Raw genomic sequence first — 14,627 nt, 5'->3', positions numbered from 1 at the left:
CCAGTTCGGAGTCACCGTGGAGGGCCGTGCAGGACTGCCGTCATCCACCGTCGTTGATGTCAGATTTGGATGTCACCTGGCGCCGGTCAGCGAACGGCCGCCGATAGTCCGAGGTCTCACCCACCGGGGGACGGTCCCGCTGAACGCCACTTAGATGGGGTGCTCAGGGTCTCCGACTTCCAGGTTCAGAAAGATGTCCACGTCGTGGTTCGCGAACCGGTGCAGGTACTGGGTGAAGAGTCCCAGCTCCTCGTCCGACAGTCGCTCATCGAGCAGCTCATCACGCATATCCCCGTCACCAGCCCTCAGGATCGGTCCGGCACTGCTCGTGCCCGCAGTCGTCGTCTCGCCGATGCAGGCGCCGCAGGTCCTGCAAGGCGGCAACGGGAAACGGGTGCAGCATCCACTTCTCCTGGTACCCGTCCTCACCGTGCTCCCGCAGTACGGCCTCGGCCGCTTCCTTCACCGCGTGGCACAGCACGCCACGGGGCTGGGTGGACCTCCAGAGAAGGGTGCCACCCGTCTCGTCGGGCGAGCCCCAGCTCGTTCCCCCGTCCGGGAACTCGAAGATGTCGATGGCCACGTCCGCCCCCTGACGCCGGAGGAGCCACCTCGTCTCCATGGGCTCTCGGTCGAAGGAGAAGCGTTCACCGGACGAGTCCCCGTAGAGCCCCGTCATGGCGTACAGCAGGTCGGCAAGGGCGTCCGTGCAGTAGCCGATATGGGTCTCATGCTCCGAGACGCCGTCGTCGATCCGATACGTGGCACCCCCGGCGCCACTCAGTTCCCAACTGAAGCGGAAATCGTCCACCGTCCCCCTCCTGAACCGTGACCGTGCAGCAGGAGTGTCCCTCGCCGCTACGATGCGCGCGAGAGGCAGAACCAGCTGAGGGGGACGGCAATGAGAACCAAGGACCCGGAGTACCCGGCAGCGGTCGAGGCGGCCGTTGAAATTCTCCGGCAGCGGGCCCGCCGGCATCAGACCATCACGTACGGGGAACTGAGCGCCGAGCTGGCGGTGCAGGGGTTCGGCTCCATCCCGCCTCACCGCGGAGTCATGACCTACCTACTCAAGGACGTCTGCCTCCACGACAACGATGACGGCCGCTCACCGATGCTCTCGGCCCTCGTGGTGAACAAGGCCACCCAGGAGCCGTCCGACCAGTTCTCCACCCTCGCCCGAACCGAGCCGTTCACCCGCCCAGCCGACTGGACCTGGCAGGACGAACAGCAGCGGGTGTTCATCCACCACCACTAGAAACGCCAGAGGCCCCCAGCCATGATCGGCTGGGGGCCTTTGTGCTGGTGGGCGCGGACGGTTTCGAACCGCCGACATCTGCTTTGTAAGAGCAGCGCTCTACCCCTGAGCTACGCACCCGTGGAAGAGGCAACAGCGTACATGGCCGGGGGGTGGGTGGGGCAAACGGATGGTGGGGCGGGGGGTAGCCCCACTGTCGGGACGGTGGGTCGCCTGATCGTGGTCGGGGGTGGTGGGGGCGTAGCGTCGGGGGTCTTCGTGTTGTTTCTGGGGGAATGATCGTCATGGTTGTGGGTCGTCCGTTTCGTGTGGTGTTCGCTTCTGGGGTCGCTGTGCTCGCGCTTGCGGGGTGTGGGGCTGATGTGGAGGGGGCGCCGGTGGAGCGGAGGGAGTTCGCGTTCGACGGGGAGGCGCTCGTTGTCGACGCGGATGACTCGGATCTGGTGATCACGGCTGCCGATGTCGACGGGGTGCGGGTGGAGCGGCAGGTCGATGGGTGGGTGTTCATGGGGTCGGGGCCCGAGGCGAGCTGGAAGCTGGTGGATGGGCGGCTCACGCTGCGGGTGGGGTGCGATGCCGTTGCGGCGAGCTGTGGGGGCGTGCATCGGATTCAGGTGCCCCGCGGAGTCGCCGTCACGGTCGAGGACGACGACGGGGACATCACTGCCGAGGGCTTCGCCACGCCCCTCAAGGTGCGGACCGACGACGGGGACGTTCGGGTGCGCGAGGTTGGTGGGGAGGTTGATGTGGTGAGCAAGGACGGGGATGTCAGTGTCGAGGGTTCCGTGGGTTCGCCCTCTGTCGTCGTGCGGTCCGACGACGGGGACGTGAAGGTCACCCTTGCCGCCGTGCCCCGCAAGGTCGATGTCGTCACCAAGGACGGTGATGTCGCCGTGGCCGTGCCGAAGGGCGAGTACGAGGCGTCCGGGGTCAGTGATGACGGTGATGTTCGGATGGATGTGCCGCTTCGTGCCGGCAGCGGGCATGTGGTGCGTCTGCGGAGTGACGACGGGGATCTCAGGCTGCGTACGGTGAACTGACCGGGCCGTGTGTTCGTCCTTACCGGGTGGGACAATGAACCGGACCGGGCACGGCGGACACAGCACGGGGAGAGGTACGTGGCGGCGAGTGACGTGAGGGGCACATCGGCGCCCGGGGGTTTCTCTGCGCTCCGGCTCGCTGTCGCGCTGCCCGTGCTCGCGGGTGCGCTGCTGCCGCATGCTTTCGCGGGTGGTGGGACGCGCCGGTGGTTCGGTGGGCGTGGGGAGGGGCAGCGGGCGGAGGCGCAGGCGGCGAAGGACGCCGCCGCGGCGGCCTTCTACGAGCTGGACACCGCTCAGCGCGGGCTTCGCATCTCCATAGAGACGATCACCGCCGTCGACAGTTCTCCGGAGGCGCGGCGGGCCGTCGAGGGGTTCGAGGCGCTGGGGCGGCGGATCGACGAGGTCAGTCATGTGTACATCGGTGCCGTCGATGCGCATGATCTTGATCGGGACGAGTTGGATGCGGGCAGTGCCTCGCGGGCTCGTGCCGATCTTCATCGGGCCAAGGAGGAGCTCGACCGGGTCAAGGGTGAGTTGGACCGGTTCGAGGAGGGGCTCGGCCCGCTCCTCGGGCGTGCCGAGACGCAGCTCGCCCGCCTCGCGCCCGCCGTCGAGCGGGCCCGGCAGGCGCTGCGGGGGGCGAGTGGGGCCTTGGACGGCGCCCGGGAGGGCGGGTTGCGTGCTGATGACCTCGCGGCGCGGCTCGCCGCGCTCGGGCCCGAGCTGACCCTGCTGAACGAGGGCGCGGGGCGGCACGGCGTCGCCGAGACGCTCCAGCGCGCCGACCGGGTGCTGCGGGATGCCGAGGCCGTACGCGCCGAGGCCGAGCGGCTGCCCGAGCGGGCGGCCGAGATCGACAAGCGGCTGGTGTCGCTGCGTACCCGCACCGAAGCGCTCACCACCCGCGCCGGGGGCGTCGAGCCCATCCTCTCCGAGCTGCGGCGACGGTACTCGGCCGCCTGCTGGCAGGACCTCCAGCACGTGCCGGAGCAGGCCGCCGCGACCCTCCGGCAGGCCGGGGAGCGGCTCGCCGAGGCCGGGAAGGCGCGGGCCGAGCAGCGCTGGCCCGACGCGACCTCGCTCCTCTCCACGGCCCGCGCGCTCCTCGACTCGACCGACGAGGCCGTCTCGGCCGCCGGGGAGCGGCTGCGCCGCCTGGACGCCGTCGCGAAGGACCCGAAGGCGGAGATCGACCGGACGCGGTTCGCGGTACGGGACGCCCAGCGGCTCGCGATGGCGGGGCGCAGCACGCCCGACCCGCGCCACGCCCGGCCCCTCGACGAGGCCGTCACCCGTCTCGACCGGGCCGTGGACGGTCTGGAGGGCCGCCATCCCGATTACTGGCACTTCCTGAGCGAGCTGGAGGCCGTTCGTTCCGCCGCCGCGCATGTCGTCGGCCTGATCCGGGAGGAGCGGGGATCCGGCGTCGGCCACTGATGTCGCGCTCGTACCGCCGCTAGCCTGGTCCCATGCCTCGTTACGAATACCGCTGCCGCACCTGCGGCGACACCTTCGAGCTCAGCCGTCCCATGGCCGAGTCCTCCGCTCCCGCCGCCTGCCCCGCCGGGCACGACGACACCGTGAAGCTGCTGTCGGCCGTGGCCGTCGGCGGAAGCAGCTCCGCCGCCCCCGCGCAGGGCGGTGGCGGCGGTGGCTGCTGTGGTGGGGGTTGCTGCGGCTAGAACGCCGCTGCCGCTCTGAAGCGGCGGAGGATCTCCTCCCCCGCCGCCACCCCTCGCTCCGCGAGGACGTCGAGGTGGGGGGCCGTCCAGTCGCTGTCGGCCAGTTCGCCGTGGCCCGGGCGCCAGGCCCGGTCCGCGGCGAGCAGCAGGTCGGCGTCGAGGAGGGAGTCCCCCGCGGCCAGGGTGAGCGTGGTGCCGGTGCGGCGGGCGACCTCGCGGACGGCCGCGCTCTTGGTGAGCGGCTTCGGTACGGCGTACACCTTGCGGCCCTGGAGCGAGACGGTCCAGCCGCGGTCGCCCGCCCAGCCGGCGAAACGGTCCAGCCAGTCCTCGGGGAGCCGCTCCCGCTCGACGACGAGGTACGCGAAGAGGTCCTCGGCCACCCGGTGCTTGCGCACCCAGGACAGGTCCGTGGTGGCGGTGAGGTAGGCGCGGATCTCGGAGAGCGGCGCGCATTCGTCGGCGAGCCTGCGGACGACGGAGTCGTGCCAGTCGCGGTCGGAGACGCCGTCGACGAGGATGTGCCCGCCGTTGGCGCAGATCGCGTACGCCGGTGCGGTGCCCGGGAGCTGGATGCGCTGGTACTGCTTGCGCGTCCGTGTGGTCGTGGGGACGAAGACCGTCTCGGCGGTCAGCCTCGCCAGGAGTTCGGCCGCGTCCTCGGTCATGTAGGAGAGCGGCTTGGACTCGTGGACCTCGACGCAGAGCAGCCGGGGTGCCTGGGCGTCCGGCATGCCGAGGGCGAGGGCCGCGGTCGAGTAGATGAGGGTGCGGTCGAGGTCGCTCGCGACCAGGGTCTTGCCCCTGGACGTGCTCGTGGACGTACTCACTGGGACACCACCGCCTTTCCGTCCGCGCCTGTCGCGCCCCTCGTGTACTGAGGGTGGATCAGGCCCACGCAGCTGTACGGGAGTTCGTCGACCTCCTCGACCGGTACGCCGCGCTGCTCGGCGAGCAGTCGGACGTGCGCGAGGTCGGCGTCGGCGCCCCGCTTGGCGAGGATCTTCCAGGGGACGCGGCGGAGCAGGACGCGGGTGGTCTCGCCGACGCCCGGCTTGACCAGGTTGACGTCGTGGATGCCGTACTCCTCGCTGATCCGCTCCACGGCCGCCCAGCCCTCCCAGGTGGGGGTGCGGTCGGCGGCCAGGAGCTCCTTGACGTCCGTGTCGACGCTCGCGGCGACCTCGTCGAAGCGGGCCGCGACCGCGTCCAGGAAGGCCTCGGAGACGTCGGCGTCGGCCAGTTCGCGGTAGAACTTGGCGCCGTGGAAGTCGTCCGGTCCGACGAGGTCGGAGCGGAGGACCGTACGCGATATCAGGCCGGAGACCGTGGAGTTGAGGCAGGCGGAGGGGATCAGGAAGTCCTCGCGGGTGCCGTACGTGCGGACGCAGGAGCCGGGGTCGGCGAGGACCGCGATCTCCGGGTCGAAGCCGTCGAACTCCTTGAGCGCTTCCGCCAGTTCGCGGGTGATGGCGCCCTTTCCGGTCCAGCCGTCGACGAACACGACGTCGGCCGGGTCGTGGTGGGCGGCGAGCCAGCGCAGCGCGTTGGCGTCGATGCCGCGGCCGCGCACGATGGAGACGGCGTAGTGCGGGAGGTCCAGGCCGTGGCGGGCCTGCGCCCAGCGGCGCATGAGGACGCCCACGGGGGTGCCGGCCCGGGCCAGGGAGACCAGGACCGGGCGCGCGGACCGCTCGGCGAGGACGGTCTCGGTGACCGTGCCGACGGCGCGGGCGATGCGGGCGGCCGAGCTCTCCAGCGCGGCCTGGAAGAGCTCCTGGTAGCGCTCGCTGGGCTGGTACTCGACGGGGAGCGACTCGGCGTAGTGGGCGCCGCCGCTCTGGATGGCCTCCTCGCGTTCCTCGGTGGGGGCTTCGAGTTCGACGTCCGAGAGGTCCTGGAGCAGCCAGCCGACCTCTTCGGGCGCGTACGAGGAGAAGGCGGGGCCGCGGAGGGGCTCGGGCAGCATGGAGCTCCTTTCGGGAGCTTCGGTGACTTCGGTGGCGCGGACCGTGGGTGCGCTGGGCGGGATGTGGGACGGGGTGCGGGACGGGACGTAGGACGGGATCACCGCGAGCACGACGCGCGGGATGTGCGCGGCGAGCTGGGCGAGCAGGCCGTCCGGGGCGTGCAGGGCCGGGGTGTCGGCGGCGGAGTCGACGACGAGGACGACGGCGTCGAAGCCCGCGCCCGCCACGTTGTAGGCGTAGCGCTCGCCGGGGCCGTCGGCCGGGTCGTCGTGGGCCGGGAAGACGAGCCGCGTACGTATCGCGTAGCCGGGGTCGTCGACGGCGAGGACGGGCGAGCGGGTGGTGGTGGAGTAGCGCACGTCATGACCTGCGTCCTCCAGGGCGGTGCCGAGACGCAGCGGCGCGTACATCAGCTCCTCGAAGCCGAGGACGAGCACGCGGGGGCGGGGCCCCGCGGGCGGCTGGGCGGGGGACGCCGGGGCCGCGTGGGCCGCCTGGGCCTCCTCGGCTTCCTGGGCCTCCAGGGCCCCCTCGGCTTCCTGCGCCTTCAGGGTCCCCTGGGCCTCCAGGGTCGATGCGGGGGCGCCGGGCCGGTCCGAAGCCGCAGCTCGGCCCGCCGGGGCGGTCGGGTTGCCTGTGCCGATCCGGTCGGCAGGAGCAGCCGCTGCAGGCGGGGCCGTCGGATCGGCCGGGGTCGTCGGGGCAGCCAGGACAGCCGGATCGGCGGGAGCCGTCGGCGTGGTCGCCGCGGGTACGCCCGTCTCCGTGCGCAAAGCCTCCGTGATCGCTGTCGCCATCGCGGGCAGGGCCGTCTCCAGGCGCTCCCGGTGGTCGGTCGTGAAGCCGTGCCGCCCGCCGTCGGGCAGTCCGCCGGGCCAGCCGAGCTCCACCCGCACGGGCGCCTGGCGCGCCTCACGCGGGAAGGACACGGGGGCGAGGGCCGCGGGCTCGTGCTCCGCCACCAGGGCCTGGCCCTTCTCCAGGACGCCGTCCGGGAGGCGGACCGTGCCGGTGGCGGCGGCGATCAGGTCGACGCGGGCGCCGATCTCGGTCGCGAAGGTGTCCAGGCGGCCGAGGTCGGTGGCGGAGCGCATGTCGACGAGGGCGACGACGACGTAGCGGTCGCGGGGGTAGCGCTCGTGGAGGGCGCGGATGGTGTTGAGGACGGTGTTGCCGGTGGAGAACTCGTCGTCGACGAGGACGAGGGGGCCGTCGCCGGCGAGGAGCTTCGGGTCCTCGGGGAGGAGGAGGTGCGAGGTGGCGTGGGAGTGGGACTCCTCGAAGCCGCCCGCGCGGGCGACGCCGGGCACCGGGCGGCGGGTGGAGTGGAGGTACGGGGCGAGGCCGAGGCCGTCGGCGACGGCGTGCCCGAGGGCGGTGGCGGTCTCCGCGTAGCCGAGGACGACGGACCGGGCGGCCTCCGCGTCGCCGAGGAGCTCGCGGACACGCCGGCCGAGGCGGAGGCCGGAGCCGTACACGACGGAGGGGCGCTGCGGCACGTGCTTGCCGAGCACGCTGGAGACCAGGAGGTGCGCGCGCTTGGGGTTGCGACGCAGTGCGAGGCCCAACAGGGCGGGCAGCTCCTCGTCGCCGATCAGTTCGACGCCCAGTCGCTCCGCGACCCACGTTCCGGTCCACACCACGTCGTCGACGTCCCTTCGTCAGCTGCCGGCCAGGCCGGCGGTGAGCAGATCCACGAAGCCGACGTCCTCGTTGGCGACGCCGAAGACCTCGGCGCGCAGGAGGGTGCGCTCGGCCCACGCGCGATGCGGCTTCACCTCGTTCATCTTGTTCGTGTAGGCGGAGCGGAGGACTCCGCCGCCGTCCCGCTCGGGCCGCAGGATGTCCTGGGCGTCGCTCCACTCCTCGTGGCTGACGACGGAGAGGGCGTGCACCGGCACCACGTGGGTGGGGTGGATGCAGGTCTTGCCGAGCAGGCCGTTGGCCCGGTCGAGTTCGATCTCGCGCAGCAGGCCGTCGAGGTCGTGCTCGATGAGCGCGGTGCGCAGGTCCTCGGCACGGCCCTCCAGGAAGGGGCTGCGGCGCAGCTGTGGCTTGAACATGCGCTCGCCGGGCCGGAAGTACTCCCAGACGGGTCCGGTGACGGTGAAGCCGGTGCCGTCGGAGCGGCCGAGGACGTTGACGACGTCGGCGATGACGTTCGCGACGATCTTGATGTCGTAGGCGGTCATGTCGGGCGAGCGGCGCAGCCCGTAGGCGGAGCAGAAGTCGGTGACGCCGAGGCGGAGGGCGAGGACGCGGTCGCGGTACTTGCCGGTGATCGAGGCGATCCCGGCGAGGGTCTCCGCACGGGTCTCCAGATGGAGGAGCTCGGGGGACTCCAGGACGGGCATGGCGAAAAGTCGCCTGCCGCTCGTCCGCTCGGCCTGGGCGAGCGCTTCGAGGAAGGCGCGGCCGCGGGCCTCGGTGAATTTGGGCAGTACGAATCCGGACAGCAGGCTCACGGAGGTGCCGAGGCGGTCGACGAGGTCGGTGATCTGGTGCGGTTCGCGGACCCGGATGAAGAGGAGGGGGAGGTCCGTGGCGGTGTCGGCGTCCGTCACGGTCCCGGCGGCGGGCCCGGTCGCGAGGTCGGTCGCGAGGTCGGTCGCGGGCCCGGTCGCGAGGTCGGCGAAGGTCCGGACGAGGTTGACCTCGCCGGCCTCGACCTCGGCGTCGCTGATGGAGTCCTCCAGGCAGAGGACCATGGAGACCACTCCGCGGGCCGCCTGCTTGCGCACGGCGTCGGCGAGCCGGGGCCGGGTGGCGGGGCTGTAGAGCGTGGCGCCCAGGGCCACGGCGAGCGTACGGGCGGGCGAGTCGGGCGTGAAGTCGACCGGCTCGCGATGGAACAGCCCGGTCCGCACCGCGGACGGGATGTGCCCGAAATGACGCATGTGAGTCCCCCGTCTGCCTCTCCGGGCCTGATGACATGTGGCCGGTAATAGTACGTAGGTACGGGTGTCCTTAGTTCCCTCTCCGCATGAAATTCAGGTAACTCGTCAGCATCCGTCACCCCGTCCCGGTATCGGTGGCGCCCCCGCGTTGTCCGCGGGTCGGGCGGGAGGGCAGGATTGCGGTCATGACGCACGCGATGCTGAAGGGCTCCAACGTCCCTCTCGACACCGCGGCCGTACGGGCCGTGCTCCGCTGGACCCCGGGCCCCGGGGTCCCCGACGTGGACGCCTCCGCCCTGCTCCTCGGGCCGTCCGGGCGCGTGCGGTCCGATGAGGACTTCGTCTTCTACAACCAGCCGCGCCACCCCTCGGGCCTGGTGCGGCGGCTGCCGAAGAAGCGGGTCTCCGAGGGCCTGACGGACACCGTGGAGGCCGATCTCTCCGGTCTCGACGTCTCGGTGGACCGCGTGGTGATCGCGGCCTCCTCCGACGGCGGCACCTTCCGGTCCGTCTCCGACCTGCGGATCCTGCTGTACGACGCGGTGGCCGGGCCGGACCGCGAGCCGCTGGCGCTGTTCGACGTGACGGCGGAGACCGGCGAGGAGACGGCGGTCATCTGCGGCGAGCTGTACCGGCGCGGGGACGGCTGGAAGTTCCGCGCGGTGGGCCAGGGCTATCCGACGGGGCTCGTGGGGCTCGCCACGGACTTCGGGATCTCGGTCGACGAGGACGCCGCGCAGGACGCCCCCCTGGGCGCCGCTCAGGGTGCCCCGGGCGTCGACGGCGGCTCCGGGGCCCGGGAAGCCGCCGGGACCCCCGCCGCTGCCGCCACCGGCTCCCACGGCCCCGATCTCGACGCGACCGTGGTCCACACCCCCGTACCCCCGCAGCCGGCGGTGCCGCCCATGCCGGACCGGGCGCCCGCCTACGGCTACCCGCAGCCGCCGGCGAACGCCCCGGCCCCCGCGTACGGCTACCCGCAGCCGGTGGGCGCCCCCGAGCAGAACCCGGCGCCGGAGTTCCGCATGCCGCCGATGGGCCCCCAGTTCGTCCGGAGCTGAGGTCGCGGGCGGGGGTCAGGCCTTGGTCTTGTAGCCGCGCCCCCACTGGAGTCCCCAGCCGTACAGCCGGTCCAGTTCGGCCTGGAAGCCGTACACGAACCGCACCTCGCGGCGGACGGTCAGCTCGCCCTTGACGTTCTCCATGGAGAAGACGGCGCAGGAGCGGGCCTGCGGGGCGCGCTCGTCGAGCTCGATCTCGATCCGGGGGCCGTTGCTCGGGTAGAGCGTGACCTTGGCGTGCGTGCGGTCGAAGGCCGGCGTCTGGTCGTAGATGTACACGAAGAACAGCAGGCGCTTGATCTCGTCCCGGTGGTCCAGGTTGACGAAGAGCGTCTCGCCCGAGGAGCCCCCGAAGCGGTCGTCGCCGCTCAGCTTCACGTACGGGGCCGCGTTGAGGTCGCCGAAGAAGCCGCCGAGCGGCTGGACGACGCCCTTGCTGCCGTCGGTGAGCTCGTAGAGGCAGCCCAGGTCGAGGTCGACGTTGACCATGCCCTGGGTGTGGGCCTGGACGACCTCGGGCTTGAAGAGCTGGGCGGGGTTGCGCAGCAGCCGTCCGCTCTGCCGGGAGCGGCCCTCGATGTCGGAGGTCCGCATCCGCCAGGAGAGGTTCACCCGGAGGTTGCCGGTGGCGGCGCCCTGCTGGGTGAGCGAGACGGTCGGACGCCGTTTCGTCAGGTCGATCGCGTTCGAAGCGGCGCTGCCCGAGTCGAAATGCGCCGCCCTCCCCGGAAACAGGTTGTCCCAGAAGGCCATGCCGCCTTCACCCCCCACTGGTCGTCCCACACCGCGCACACGCCTGCGGGGCGGCCGGTGCACCGGCCGCCCCGCAGAGAAGCATTCCTCGCTGCCCAGGGTGTCACACCCCGGACGGCACCTCGGTCTTGTCGCCCGAGCCGGAACCGCCCTCGGCCGCCGCGAGCGCCTTGTTGCGGCGGACGGAGGACCAGAAGGACCAGGCGATGAGGAGGACACCGATGCTGCCGGTGATGATCTCGGGGATCTCGTACTGGATGGTGACCATGAGGACCACGGCCAGGGCGCCGATCGCGTAGTGGGCGCCGTGCTCCAGGTAGACGTAGTCGTCGAGGGTGCCCTGACGGACCAGGTAGACCGTCAGCGAACGGACGTACATGGCGCCGACACCGAGGCCGAGCGCCATCAGGACGATGTCGTTGGTGATGGCGAAGGCGCCGATGACACCGTCGAAGGAGAAGGAGGCGTCGAGGACCTCCAGGTAGAGGAACATGAAGAAGGCGGCCTTGCCGGCCAGCTGGACGACGGTGACCTTCTTGCCGGTGCGCTTGGCCTCTTCCTCGGCCTCGTGCTCGCGCTCCTCTTCCTCCTCCAGCTTGTTCTCGAAGTAGCCGGAGAGACCGCCGACGACGAGGTACGTGATGAGGCCGGCGATGCCGGAGACCAGGACCGTCTGCGCCTTGTCGACGTGCGCGCCGCCGTGCTGGTGGGCGTGGGTCGCGAAGGTCATCGAGGTGACCAGCAGGACGACGAGGGCGATGCAGACCGACAGCATGTCGACCTTGCCGAGCTTGGCCAGCGGGCGCTCGATCCAGCGCAGCCACTGGATGTCACGCTCCTCGAAGATGAAGTCGAGGAAGATCATCAACAGGAACATGCCACCGAAGGCGGCGATCGACGGGTGCGCGTCGGTCACCAGCTCCTGGTACCTGTCCGGGTCGTTGAGCGCGAGATCGACGGCGTCGATGGGGCCGATCTTCGCGCTGATGGCGACGATCACGACGGGGAAGACGAGGCGCATGCCGAAGACGGCGATGAGCACACCGACCGTGAGGAAGATCTTCTGCCAGAAGGCATTCATCTTCTGCAGGATTCCGGCGTTGACCACCGCGTTGTCGAACGAGAGGGAGATCTCGAGGACGCAGAGGATCGCGACGATCCCGAACGCCTCCCACCCCCCGTAGAGCACGGCGACGGCCAGGCCGATCACAGTGATCGCGAACGACCAGCCGAAGGTTTTCAGAATCACTGTCTACCCCATCGTGAAATTACATGGCTTTACGAAACGTTGACCCCGAAGTCTAGAGCGATGCCCCGAAGCCCGGACGCATACCCCTGTCCCACCGCCCGGAACTTCCATTCGCCGCTGTAGCGGTAGAGCTCGCCGAAGATCATCGCGGTCTCCGTCGAGGCGTCCTCCGAGAGGTCGTACCGGGCGAGTTCCTGACCGTCCGTCTGGTTCACGACGCGGATGAACGCATTGCTGACCTGGCCGAAGCTCTGGCCGCGGTTGTCGGCGTCGTGGATCGACACCGGGAAGACGATCTTGTCGCAGTGGGCCGGCACCTTGGTGAGGTCCACGATGAGGGACTCGTCGTCCCCGTCACCCTCGCCGGTGAGGTTGTCGCCGGTGTGTTCGACGGAGCCCTCGGGGCTGCGGAGCTGGTTGTAGAAGACGAAGTACTCGTCCCCGAGCACCCGGCCGCCCTGGCACAGCAGCGCGCTGGCGTCGAGGTCGAAGGGGGCTCCGGTGGTGGAGCGCGCGTCCCAGCCGAGTCCCACGAGGACCTGCGTGAGGTTGGGTGCGGCCTTGGACAGGGAGACGTTGCCCCCCTTGGCGAGCGTGACGCCCATGATTCGGTTCCTCCCCGGTGGTGATGAGGCACGTCCGGCGCCGCACGCGAGGTGCGGCGCCGGACGGTTCGAACGGTTCGGCTCAGACGTTGACGCCGAAGTCCTGCGCGATGCCGCGCAGACCCGAGGCGTACCCCTGGCCGACGGCACGGAACTTCCACTCGGCGCCGTGGCGGTACAGCTCGCCGAAGACCATCGCGGTCTCCGTCGAGGCGTCCTCGGAGAGGTCGTACCGCGCGATCTCGGCGCCGCCGGCCTGGTTGACGACGCGGATGAACGCGTTGCGCACCTGGCCGAAGGACTGCTGGCGGTTCTCGGCGTCGTAGATCGACACCGGGAAGACGATCTTGGCCACGTCGGCGGGCACACCGGCCAGGTTGACCTTGACCTGCTCGTCGTCACCCTCGCCCTCACCGGTGAGGTTGTCACCGGTGTGCTCGACCGAGCCGTCGGCGCTCTTCAGGTTGTTGAAGAAGACGAAGTCCTGGTCGTTGCGGACCTTGCCCGCCTCGCTCACGAGGATCGCGCTGGCGTCGAGGTCGAAGTCCGTACCGGTGGTGGTGCGGACGTCCCAGCCCAGACCGACGGTCACGGCGGTGAGGCCAGGGGCCTCCTTGGTCAGCGAGACGTTGCCGCCCTTGCTGAGGCTGACTCCCACGAGTCCCTCCATAGGTTTCCAGGGGCAGCGCCCCCAGTCGTGCGTTGGCATCGGATCAACGTCTGGATCCTAGTGACGGGTTCCCGGTCGAAACAGTCGATTCGCCCGGTGATTCCGAGGGTGTCGGCCCCGAAGGCGCTCAGAGGGCTTCGAGGGCCTTGAGGTAATCGCCGAGGTCGCGGGCGTCCGACAGGGCGTTCACGACGGTCCAGCGGACGACGCCCTCCTTGTCGATGACGAAGGTGCCGCGGACCGCGCAGCCCTTCTCCTCGTCGAGGACGCCGTAGGCGCGGGAGGCCTCGCCGTGCGGCCAGAAGTCGGAGAGCAGCGGGAACTCCAGGTCCTCCTGGTCGCCGAAGACGCGGAGGGTGTGGATGGAGTCGTTGGAGACGGCGAGGAGCTGGGTGTCCTCGTTGACGAACGCCGGGAGGTTCTCGCGGAGCTCGCGCAGTTCACCCGTGCAGACGCCGGTGAAGGCGAAGGGGTAGAAGAACAGCACCACGTTCTTCTCGCCGCGGAAGTCGGAGAGCCGCACGGTCCGCCCGTGATTGTCCTTGAGCTCGAATTCCGGGGCCTTGGTGCCGACCTCGATCGCCATCGCGTGCGCGTCCCTTCCGACGGGGCCCGGGCCTTGGCCGTATCGCTTTGGGCCGTATCGGTGAACCCGGGCGGACCCCACCCTACGGCCTGCGCACGAAAGCCCCCGCCGGCGGGCCGGCGGGGGCTTCTCGCAGCGTGGCGATCAGCGCTTGGGGGCCACCAGGCGGGCGCCCGCCCAGTCCTTCGCGACGCTGATGCTCTTGGTCTGGGAGAGACCAGCGGTCTGCGCGGCATCGTTGATGTCGGACGGCTCGATGTAGCCGTCACGGCCGGTCTTCGGCGTCAGCAGCCAGATCACGCCGCCGTCCTCCAGAAGACCGATGGAGTCCACCAGGGCGTCGGTGAGATCGCCGTCCTCGTCGCGGAACCAGAGCACGACGGCGTCGGCGACGTCGTCGTAGTCCTCGTCCACGAGGTCCTGGCCGATGATGGACTCGATGCCTTCACGGAGATCCTGGTCGACGTCTTCGTCGTAGCCGATCTCCTGGACCACCTGTCCGGGCTCGAACCCCAGCCTGACGGCCGGGTTGGTCCGCTCCTCCGCGTGGTCCGCGGTCGCGCTCACGGCTTGCCTCCTGCTCATTCGGAAAATGCTGTGGGCCACGCGTATGCGCGTGGCGCTGGCCGTAGTCCACACGTGCCGGGGCGGATCGCGCAAGTACCCGGCCGCCGAGACCGCCGAAACGGTGACGTTTGGGGCCGTCTCGCCGCAACTTCCGGCACTGTCGGACCCTCCTCGACGATCAGACGCACATGATTCGTCCCGGTTCATGGACTTCTGCGGTTTCAGTCTGCCGAACGCCCGGACGAAACGCATGCGCGGGTTGGGCGTAAGGTTGCGATTTGACCAC

The 14,627-nt window shown here is 70.5% G+C and carries 16 protein-coding genes and 1 tRNA gene; 5 read left to right on the top strand and 12 right to left on the bottom strand.

Annotated features, from left to right (window positions below; translation table 11 throughout):
* Window positions 1-150: 150 nt before the first annotated feature.
* Together ACFYUS_RS35745 and ACFYUS_RS35740 are read right to left on the bottom strand one after the other, a co-directional pair.
* Complete coding sequence (locus ACFYUS_RS35745; protein ID WP_388861842.1) at window positions 151-288, bottom strand: hypothetical protein; 138 nt, start codon at window positions 286-288, stop codon at window positions 151-153.
* 7 nt (window positions 289-295) lie between these two features.
* Window positions 296-811, bottom strand: coding sequence for a hypothetical protein (locus ACFYUS_RS35740; protein ID WP_388861840.1), 516 nt, complete (start codon window positions 809-811; stop codon window positions 296-298).
* Between the two features lie 90 nt (window positions 812-901).
* On the opposite strand from ACFYUS_RS35740, the gene ACFYUS_RS35735 reads away from it, so the two are divergent.
* A complete protein-coding gene (locus ACFYUS_RS35735; protein WP_388861838.1) occupies window positions 902-1,258 on the top strand; it encodes a hypothetical protein in 357 nt (118 codons plus the stop codon).
* Between the two features lie 45 nt (window positions 1,259-1,303).
* Here the strand turns inward: ACFYUS_RS35735 and ACFYUS_RS35730 are convergent.
* Window positions 1,304-1,378: transfer RNA gene (locus ACFYUS_RS35730), tRNA-Val, on the bottom strand.
* Window positions 1,379-1,533: 155 nt separating this feature from the next.
* Here ACFYUS_RS35730 and ACFYUS_RS35725 point away from each other — a divergent pair.
* The 3 genes from ACFYUS_RS35725 (at window position 1,534) to ACFYUS_RS35715 (ending at window position 3,983) form a co-directional block, all read left to right on the top strand.
* Window positions 1,534-2,298 (top strand): DUF4097 family beta strand repeat-containing protein, encoded by a 765-nt coding sequence (locus ACFYUS_RS35725; RefSeq protein WP_388861836.1) that lies wholly within the window; start codon window positions 1,534-1,536, stop codon window positions 2,296-2,298.
* A 93-nt stretch (window positions 2,299-2,391) separates the two neighbouring features.
* Complete coding sequence (locus ACFYUS_RS35720; protein WP_388861834.1) at window positions 2,392-3,738, top strand: hypothetical protein; 1,347 nt, start codon at window positions 2,392-2,394, stop codon at window positions 3,736-3,738.
* Between the two features lie 32 nt (window positions 3,739-3,770).
* Window positions 3,771-3,983: a zinc ribbon domain-containing protein gene (locus ACFYUS_RS35715; protein WP_388861832.1), complete on the top strand. Its 213-nt coding sequence runs from the start codon at window positions 3,771-3,773 to the stop codon at window positions 3,981-3,983.
* Here the strand turns inward: ACFYUS_RS35715 and ACFYUS_RS35710 are convergent.
* Genes ACFYUS_RS35710 through ACFYUS_RS35700 form a run of 3 tightly spaced genes read right to left on the bottom strand, consistent with a single transcriptional unit; the run spans window position 3,980 to window position 8,850 of the window.
* Complete coding sequence (locus ACFYUS_RS35710; RefSeq protein ID WP_388861830.1) at window positions 3,980-4,813, bottom strand: HAD family hydrolase; 834 nt, start codon at window positions 4,811-4,813, stop codon at window positions 3,980-3,982. The genes ACFYUS_RS35715 and ACFYUS_RS35710 overlap by 4 nt on opposite strands.
* Window positions 4,810-7,596, bottom strand: a complete 2,787-nt coding sequence (locus ACFYUS_RS35705) for a phosphoribosyltransferase (RefSeq protein ID WP_388861828.1) — start codon at window positions 7,594-7,596, stop codon at window positions 4,810-4,812. The genes ACFYUS_RS35710 and ACFYUS_RS35705 overlap by 4 nt, the downstream gene beginning before the upstream one ends.
* Window positions 7,597-7,614: 18 nt before the next feature.
* On the bottom strand, window positions 7,615-8,850 hold the full coding sequence (locus tag ACFYUS_RS35700) for an HpcH/HpaI aldolase/citrate lyase family protein (RefSeq protein ID WP_388861826.1): 1,236 nt from the start codon (window positions 8,848-8,850) through the stop codon (window positions 7,615-7,617).
* Window positions 8,851-9,026: 176 nt separating this feature from the next.
* On the opposite strand from ACFYUS_RS35700, the gene ACFYUS_RS35695 reads away from it, so the two are divergent.
* Entirely contained in the window at window positions 9,027-9,911 is an 885-nt protein-coding gene (locus tag ACFYUS_RS35695) for a TerD family protein (RefSeq protein WP_388861884.1), read from the top strand.
* 15 nt (window positions 9,912-9,926) lie between these two features.
* Here ACFYUS_RS35695 and ACFYUS_RS35690 read toward each other — a convergent pair whose 3' ends face one another.
* The 6 genes from ACFYUS_RS35690 to ACFYUS_RS35665 all read right to left on the bottom strand — a co-directional run bounded on the left by ACFYUS_RS35690 (window position 9,927) and on the right by ACFYUS_RS35665 (window position 14,341).
* Window positions 9,927-10,664: a Tellurium resistance gene (locus tag ACFYUS_RS35690; protein WP_388861824.1), complete on the bottom strand. Its 738-nt coding sequence runs from the start codon at window positions 10,662-10,664 to the stop codon at window positions 9,927-9,929.
* A gap of 103 nt (window positions 10,665-10,767) precedes the next feature.
* Window positions 10,768-11,913, bottom strand: a complete 1,146-nt coding sequence (locus ACFYUS_RS35685; protein WP_388861823.1) for a DUF475 domain-containing protein — start codon at window positions 11,911-11,913, stop codon at window positions 10,768-10,770.
* Between the two features lie 29 nt (window positions 11,914-11,942).
* Complete coding sequence (locus ACFYUS_RS35680; RefSeq protein ID WP_388861821.1) at window positions 11,943-12,518, bottom strand: TerD family protein; 576 nt, start codon at window positions 12,516-12,518, stop codon at window positions 11,943-11,945.
* Window positions 12,519-12,600: 82 nt separating this feature from the next.
* Window positions 12,601-13,176, bottom strand: coding sequence for a TerD family protein (locus ACFYUS_RS35675; protein WP_030495317.1), 576 nt, complete (start codon window positions 13,174-13,176; stop codon window positions 12,601-12,603).
* Between the two features lie 139 nt (window positions 13,177-13,315).
* Window positions 13,316-13,774 carry a peroxiredoxin gene (locus tag ACFYUS_RS35670; protein ID WP_388861819.1) on the bottom strand — a complete coding sequence of 153 codons (459 nt, stop codon included), beginning with the start codon at window positions 13,772-13,774 and terminating at the stop codon, window positions 13,316-13,318.
* A gap of 144 nt (window positions 13,775-13,918) precedes the next feature.
* The gene (locus ACFYUS_RS35665) at window positions 13,919-14,341 is read right to left on the bottom strand and encodes a DUF3052 domain-containing protein (RefSeq protein ID WP_388861817.1); all 423 of its coding nucleotides are present in this window, start codon (window positions 14,339-14,341) and stop codon (window positions 13,919-13,921) included.
* Between the last annotated feature and the right edge of the window lie 286 nt (window positions 14,342-14,627).

This window comes from Streptomyces sp. NPDC004284, assembly GCF_042874035.1.
Lineage (GTDB): Bacteria > Actinomycetota > Actinomycetes > Streptomycetales > Streptomycetaceae > Streptomyces.
This window is presented reverse-complemented; position numbering and strand designations above follow the sequence as displayed.

Excerpts from the sequence above, each read along its gene's own strand:
- ACFYUS_RS35715 (WP_388861832.1), top strand. The coding sequence starts at position 3,771 with ATGCCTCGTTACGAATACCGCTGCCGCACCTGCGGCGACACCTTCGAG.
- ACFYUS_RS35725 (WP_388861836.1), top strand. The coding sequence starts at position 1,534 with ATGATCGTCATGGTTGTGGGTCGTCCGTTTCGTGTGGTGTTCGCTTCT.
- ACFYUS_RS35745 (WP_388861842.1), bottom strand. The coding sequence starts at position 288 with ATGCGTGATGAGCTGCTCGATGAGCGACTGTCGGACGAGGAGCTGGGA.
- ACFYUS_RS35690 (WP_388861824.1), bottom strand. The coding sequence starts at position 10,664 with ATGGCCTTCTGGGACAACCTGTTTCCGGGGAGGGCGGCGCATTTCGAC.
- ACFYUS_RS35735 (WP_388861838.1), top strand. The coding sequence starts at position 902 with ATGAGAACCAAGGACCCGGAGTACCCGGCAGCGGTCGAGGCGGCCGTT.
- ACFYUS_RS35700 (WP_388861826.1), bottom strand. The coding sequence starts at position 8,850 with ATGCGTCATTTCGGGCACATCCCGTCCGCGGTGCGGACCGGGCTGTTC.
- ACFYUS_RS35670 (WP_388861819.1), bottom strand. The coding sequence starts at position 13,774 with ATGGCGATCGAGGTCGGCACCAAGGCCCCGGAATTCGAGCTCAAGGAC.
- ACFYUS_RS35680 (WP_388861821.1), bottom strand. The coding sequence starts at position 12,518 with ATGGGCGTCACGCTCGCCAAGGGGGGCAACGTCTCCCTGTCCAAGGCC.